Origin of the sequence: Streptomyces sp. NPDC051207 (genome assembly GCF_040682395.1) — a bacterium.
In the GTDB taxonomy this organism is placed as follows: domain Bacteria; phylum Actinomycetota; class Actinomycetes; order Streptomycetales; family Streptomycetaceae; genus Streptomyces.
Genome location: NZ_JBFBAX010000022.1, coordinates 121,644 through 128,021 on the forward strand (window position 1 = coordinate 121,644; position 6,378 = coordinate 128,021).

The 6,378-nt window shown below is 70.8% G+C and carries 5 protein-coding genes; 4 read left to right on the forward strand and 1 reads right to left on the reverse strand.

Annotated elements, in window-relative coordinates; translation table 11 throughout:
* Positions 1 to 134: 134 nt before the first annotated feature.
* The 4 genes from AB0M97_RS21695 to AB0M97_RS21710 all read left to right on the forward strand — a co-directional run bounded on the left by AB0M97_RS21695 (position 135) and on the right by AB0M97_RS21710 (position 5,201).
* Positions 135 to 977, forward strand: coding sequence for a nitrilase-related carbon-nitrogen hydrolase (locus tag AB0M97_RS21695; RefSeq protein WP_365962564.1), 843 nt, complete (start codon positions 135 to 137; stop codon positions 975 to 977).
* Positions 978 to 1,068: 91 nt separating this feature from the next.
* A complete protein-coding gene (gene hydA, locus AB0M97_RS21700) occupies positions 1,069 to 2,469 on the forward strand; it encodes a dihydropyrimidinase (RefSeq protein ID WP_365962565.1) in 1,401 nt (466 codons plus the stop codon).
* Between the two features lie 11 nt (positions 2,470 to 2,480).
* Positions 2,481 to 3,500 (forward strand): TIGR03842 family LLM class F420-dependent oxidoreductase, encoded by a 1,020-nt coding sequence (locus tag AB0M97_RS21705; protein ID WP_365962566.1) that lies wholly within the window; start codon positions 2,481 to 2,483, stop codon positions 3,498 to 3,500.
* A gap of 174 nt (positions 3,501 to 3,674) precedes the next feature.
* Positions 3,675 to 5,201, forward strand: coding sequence for an NCS1 family nucleobase:cation symporter-1 (locus tag AB0M97_RS21710; protein ID WP_365962567.1), 1,527 nt, complete (start codon positions 3,675 to 3,677; stop codon positions 5,199 to 5,201).
* Positions 5,202 to 5,233: 32 nt separating this feature from the next.
* Here the strand turns inward: AB0M97_RS21710 and AB0M97_RS21715 are convergent, their stop codons facing one another.
* Positions 5,234 to 5,899, reverse strand: coding sequence for a hypothetical protein (locus AB0M97_RS21715; protein ID WP_365962568.1), 666 nt, complete (start codon positions 5,897 to 5,899; stop codon positions 5,234 to 5,236).
* Positions 5,900 to 6,378: the final 479 nt, after the last annotated feature.

Sequence of the window (6,378 nt, forward strand, 5' to 3'; positions counted from 1 at the left end):
ACGGCGGTGAAACATGAGCCGGGCACAAGGTGACACGGTGACACGCCGCACACCCGCAGACGTGACACCGTGCCACTCAGAGCACGCTTTCGGACTTCCTAGGCTCGCCGGACATCCCGTGACCGGAGGTCCCGATGAGCCGAGTGATCCGTGCCGCCGTCTTCCAGACAGCCTGGACCGGCGACAAGGAATCCATGATCCAGGTCCACGAGCAGGCGGCGCGCGACGCGGCCGCGCAGGGCGCCCAAGTGCTGTGCTTCCAGGAGCTGTTCTACGGCCCGTACTTCTGCCAGGTGCAGGACGCCGCGTTCTACGAGTACGCCGAGCAGATCCCCGCAGGCCCCGTCGTCCAGCGGTTCCGGGCGCTCGCCCGGGAACTGGGCATCGTCCTCGTCCTGCCGATGTACGAGGAGGAGCAGCCCGGGGTCCTCTACAACACCGCGGCCGTCATCGACGCGGACGGCTCCTACCTCGGCAAGTACCGCAAGACGCACATCCCGCAGGTGCGGGGCTTCTGGGAGAAGTTCTACTTCCGCCCCGGCAACAGCGGCTGGCCCGTCTTCGACACCGCCGTCGGCCGCATCGGCGTCTACATCTGCTACGACCGCCACTTCCCGGAGGGCTGGCGGGCGCTGGGTCTCGCGGGCGCCGAGATCGTGTTCAACCCGTCGGCGACCTCCCGCGGCCTGTCCGGCTACCTGTGGCAGCTGGAGCAGCCGGCGGCGGCCGTCGCCAACGAGTACTTCGTCGGCGCCATCAACCGGGTCGGCGTCGAGGAGTACGGCGACAACGACTTCTACGGCACCTCCTACTTCGTGGACCCGGAGGCCCAGTTCGTGGGCGAGCCGGCGAGCGACAAGGAGACCGAACTCGTCGTCCGGGACCTGGACATGGCCAAGCTGCGCGAGGTCCGCGACCGCTGGCAGTTCTACCGGGACCGCGCACCCGGCGCGTACGGCCCGCTGACGGACCTCTGAGGGGCGCGGGGCCCCGCCCGGCACACGGCTGCCGCCGCACGGGCGCGAGAGGCATCGACAACCGGTACCTGCACACGGTGAGGAGCGACCGATGACCCGTACAGTCATCCGCGGCGGCCTGGTGGTCACCGCGTCCGACGAGATCCACGCCGACGTCCTGATCGAGGACGGCCGCATCGCCGCCCTCGCCGCGTCCGGCACCCCGGCCGCCGCGGCCTTCGCGGCCGGGCGGACCATCGACGCCACCGGGAAGTACGTCATCCCGGGCGGCGTGGACGTCCACACCCACATGGAGCTGCCGTTCGGCGGCACCTTCGCCTCCGACACCTTCGAGACCGGCACCCGCGCCGCCGCCTGGGGCGGCACCACCACGATCGTGGATTTCGCCGTGCAGAGCGTCGGGCACAGCCTGCGCGAGGGCCTGGACGCCTGGCACGCCAAGGCCGAGGGCAACTGCGCCGTCGACTACGGCTTCCACATGATCGTCTCCGACGTGAACCAGGAGACGCTCAAGGAGATGGACCTGCTGGTCGAGGAAGGCGTCACGTCCTTCAAGCAGTTCATGGCCTACCCGGGCGTCTTCTACAGCGACGACGGGCAGATCCTGCGCGCGATGCAGCGCTCCGCCGACAACGGCGGCCTGATCATGATGCACGCCGAGAACGGCATCGCCATCGACGTGCTCGTGGAGCAGGCCCTCGCCCGCGGCGAGACCGACCCCCGCCACCACGGCGAGGTCCGCAAGGCACTGCTGGAGGCCGAGGCCACCCACCGCGCCATCAGGCTCGCGCAGGTCGCCGGGGCCCCGCTGTACGTGGTGCACGTCTCCGCCATGGAGGCGGTCGCCGAGCTGGCCCGGGCCCGCGACGAAGGACTGAACGTCTTCGGGGAGACCTGCCCGCAGTACCTCTTCCTGTCCACGGACAACCTCGCCGAGCCGGACTTCGAGGGCGCCAAGTACGTGTGCTCGACGCCGCTGCGGCCCCGCCACCACCAGGCACAGCTGTGGAAGGGCCTGCGCACCAACGACCTCCAGGTGGTGTCGACGGACCACTGCCCGTTCTGCTTCACCGGCCAGAAGGAACTGGGCCGCGGCGACTTCTCCAAGATCCCCAACGGTCTGCCGGGCGTCGAGAACCGCATGGACCTGCTCCACCAGGCCGTCGTCGACGGGCACATCTCCCGCCGCAGGTGGATCGAGATCGCCTGCGCCACCCCGGCCCGGATGTTCGGCATGTACCCGAAGAAGGGCACCCTCGCGCCCGGCGCCGACGCCGACGTCGTGATCTACGACCCGCACGCCGAACAGGTCATCTCGGCCGGCACCCACCACATGAACGTCGACTACTCGGCGTACGAGGGCCGCCGGGTCACCGGCCACGTCGAGACCGTCCTGTCGCGCGGCGAACCCGTCATCACCGAGCGGGAGTACACCGGCCGGGCCGGTCACGGCGTCTACACGCCCCGCTCCACCTGCCAGTACCTCACCTAGGAGGAGCGCCCATGGACTTCGGACTCGTCCTGCAGACCGACCCGCCGGCCTCGCGGGTGGTCAGCCTGATGCAGCGCGCCGAGCGCAACGGCTTCACGCACGGCTGGACCTTCGACTCCGCCGTGCTGTGGCAGGAGCCGTTCGTGATCTACAGCCAGATCCTCGCCAACACCACGAGACTGAAGGTCGGCCCGATGGTGACCAACCCGGGCACCCGCACCTGGGAGGTCACCGCCTCCACCTTCGCCACCCTCAACGACATGTTCGGCAACCGCACCGTGTGCGGCATCGGCCGCGGCGACTCCGCCATGCGCGTCGCCGGCCGCAAACCCAACACCCTCGCCCGGATCAGCGAGGCGATGAAGGTGATCCGGGCGCTCGCCCGGGGCGAGGAGGCCGACCTCGGCGGCACCGTCGTCACGTTCCCCTGGATCGGACCCGGCGCCGAACTCCCCGTGTGGATGGCCGCGTACGGTCCGAAGGCGCTGAAGATGACCGGCGAGGAGGCCGACGGGTTCATCCTCCAGCTGTCCGACCTCTATCTGACCGAGTACATGGTCAGGGCCGTCAAGGACGCCGCGGTGGCCGCCGGCCGCGACCCCTCCGCCGTGACGATCTGCGTCGCCGCGCCCGCCTACGTCACCGAGGACGACTCGCCCGAGGCGCTCGCGCACGCCCGCGACCAGTGCCGCTGGTTCGGCGGCATGGTCGGCAACCACGTCGCCGACCTGGTCGCCAAGTACGGTGAGCACTCCGCCCAGGTACCCCGCGAACTCACCGACTACATCAAGGCACGCCAGGGCTACGACTACTCCCACCACGGGCGCAGCGGAAACCCCGACACGCGGTTCGTGCCGGACGAGATCGTCGACCGGTTCTGCGTCATCGGCCCGCCCGAGAAGCACATCGAGAAGCTCACGGCCCTGCGGGAACTGGGCGTCGACCAGTTCGCCGTGTACGACATGCACGACGCGCAGGAGACCGTCATCGACGCCTACGGCCAGAAGATCATCCCCGCCGTCAACGCCTGACCCGGGCCGGACGCGTCGCCGGCCGGCGGCGGCCCGCGCGAGCCCCCTGCCGTCCCCCTTCTCCCGGCCCCCACTCCCCGCCCCTCGTCGCCCCGGCCCTGCCCGTCCTCCCCCGGACAGGGCCGGGGAGCCCGCACGGTCTTTCCCCGGCCCACCTCATTGATTGGCCCGCCCATGACCGACACCGCTCCCACGGCCATACCGCCCACCACCCAGGTCACCCTCGCCGACGGGCGGGTGGAGATCGCGCCCGACGCCCCGCAGCCCAGCGGCCCCTACGCCAACGAGGACCTGCTTCCGGTCCCGGCCCGCAAGCGCACCTGGACCACGTACAACTTCTCCGCGCTGTGGATCGGCATGGCCCACAACACGGCCTCCTGGACCCTGGCCTCCGGCCTGATCGCCGTCGGCATGGACTGGAAGCAGGCGGTGCTCACCATCGCCCTGGCCAACGTGATCGTGCTCGTCCCGATGCTGCTGACCGGGCACGCCGGACCCAAGTACGGCATTCCCTTCCCGGTGTTCGCCCGCGCCGCGTTCGGCGTTCGCGGCGCCAACCTGCCCGCGGTCGTCCGGGCGCTGGTGGCGTGCGGCTGGTTCGGCATCCAGACCTGGATCGGCGGCGAGGCGATCTACTTCCTCGCGGGCAAGCTGATCGGCGACGGCTGGACGAACGCGGCGCAGTTCGGCGGCTACGCCTGGACCATGTGGCTGTCGTTCGCGATCTTCTGGGCGATCCAGGTCGCCATCATCTACCGGGGCATGGAGACGATCCGCCGCTTCGAGAACTGGGCGGCGCCCTTCGTGCTCGTCGGCGCGTTCGTGATGCTGTGGTGGATGAGCGAGAAGGCCGGCGGCTTCGGCCCGCTGTTCGACCAGCCGTCCAGGCTGGGCTGGGGCGCGGACTTCTGGACGCTGTTCGCCCCGGCGCTCATGGGCATGATCGGCTTCTGGTCCACGCTGTCCCTGAACATTCCCGACTTCACCCGGTACGGCAAGAGCCAGAAGGCGCAGACGTGGGGGCAGGCGCTCGGCCTGCCGACCACCATGACGCTGTTCGCGTTCCTGTCCGTGATGGTCACCTCCGGTTCACAGGCCGTCTACGGTGAGGCCATCTGGGACCCGGTCAAGCTCGCCGCGAAGACCGACAACACCGTCGGGCTGCTGTTCGCGCTGGTGACCGTCCTCGTCGCCACCCTCTCCGTGAACATCGCGGCCAACCTCGTCTCCCCGGCGTTCGACTTCTCCAACGTCGCGCCGCGCAAGGTGAGTTTCCGGGCCGGCGCGCTCATCACCTGTGTCCTCGCCGTGCTGATCTTCCCGTGGAAGCTGTACTCCGACCCGCAGGGCTACATCTTCACGTGGCTCGGCCTGGTCGGCGGCCTGCTCGGCACGGTCGCCGGGATCCTGGTCGCCGACTACTGGATCCTGCGCCGCACCCGGCTCGACCTCGTGGACCTGTACCGCACGGGCGGCCGCTACTGGTACGGGGGCGGCTGGAACTGGCGTGCCGTCGTCGCGTTCGCCGCCGGCGGTGTCCTCGCCATCGGCGGCGCCGACTTCCACCCGCTGGTCGACGGACGGCCGATCCCGGCCCTGGCCGGCCTGGCGGACTACGGCTGGGCGGTGGGCCTCGGCACCTCGATGCTGCTGTACCTCGCGCTGATGCTGACGCGGGGGAGGGGCCGTACCGAGATCTGAGCCGCGGCGCGCATCACCGGGCGGGGCGGGGCCTAGCCGTTCTGCAGCGCGGCCACCGCGTCCTTCGCGGCCTTGATGGCGCCCTTGTTGATCTCGTCCGTCGCGGGCGCCTTCTTGGTCTCGAAGTCGCTGCCGTTGTACGTGACGACCACCAGGGCGTTGGACGCGCGGACCACGACCGTGCCCTCACGGGTCTGCTGCCCGTCCTCGGTGACGAGGTTCACCACCGAGTAGGCCTCGTCTCCGAGACCGGGCACCGTGCCGCCGCCGTTCTTCTCCGAGGTGTGCTGCCGGTACGCCTTCTCCGCCTTCTCGTCCGACGCCGTGACCTCGAAGGAGACGTCGAGCCAGCGGTACTCGTAGCCCTTGAGGGCGTTCCAGGAGCAGGTGCGGCGCCGTTCCGCGTCCGTGGACGGGATTTCCTTGCCGCCCGTCTTGGCGCCCGGCACCAGCGACTTGATCGTCTTCTTGGCCACGGCGGAGCACGGTGCCGGGGCGGCGCTGTACGTCTTGGACTCGGCCGCCGCCGTGGGCGCGGACGCCGACGGGGACTGCGGGACGGCCGCCTCGCCCGGCGTCCGCTCGGCGGCAGGTGTCGCGGCGAGCGGGCCGGACGACAGCGCCCAGCCCGCGACGGCGAGCACGGCCACCGGGGACAGGCGCGCGGTCAGGGCGAGCGGCAGAGGAAGAGAACGCACGGCGCACTTCTCAGGGGGAACGGATGGTGCGGAGGGGTCCGCACTGCGGACGGGACGACAGTGTCACACGAGTCCCGGTAGGGCGGAAGAGTCACCTCGCTGCGTGCTCGGGCGGTGACAGGGCATGCTCGTCCGCCGTACCGGGGTGCCGGAAATCTGGTCCAGTGGCGGATGGTGACCCGGTGGACACGCCAGGGCTGTGGCGCCACACTCCCGTGTGGCCGGTCCGCACCGACTCCGCGCAGTGCACGGGGGGCCGCATCACCTGGCAGTCGGGACCCCCAGCTGGTCTCGGAGGGCCTGACCACGAGCTACCCGAACCACGACAACCACCTGCACATCCGCCACCGGTAGCGGACCGGTGGCGGGGGGGGCGCCGGGGGGGGGGCGGCGCCCCCCCGGCGGCCCGGCCGGCCGCCCGGGGCGGGGCCCCGCGCCGCGGGCGCGGGGTGTGCGGTGTGGTCCGGTACCGCCGGGCC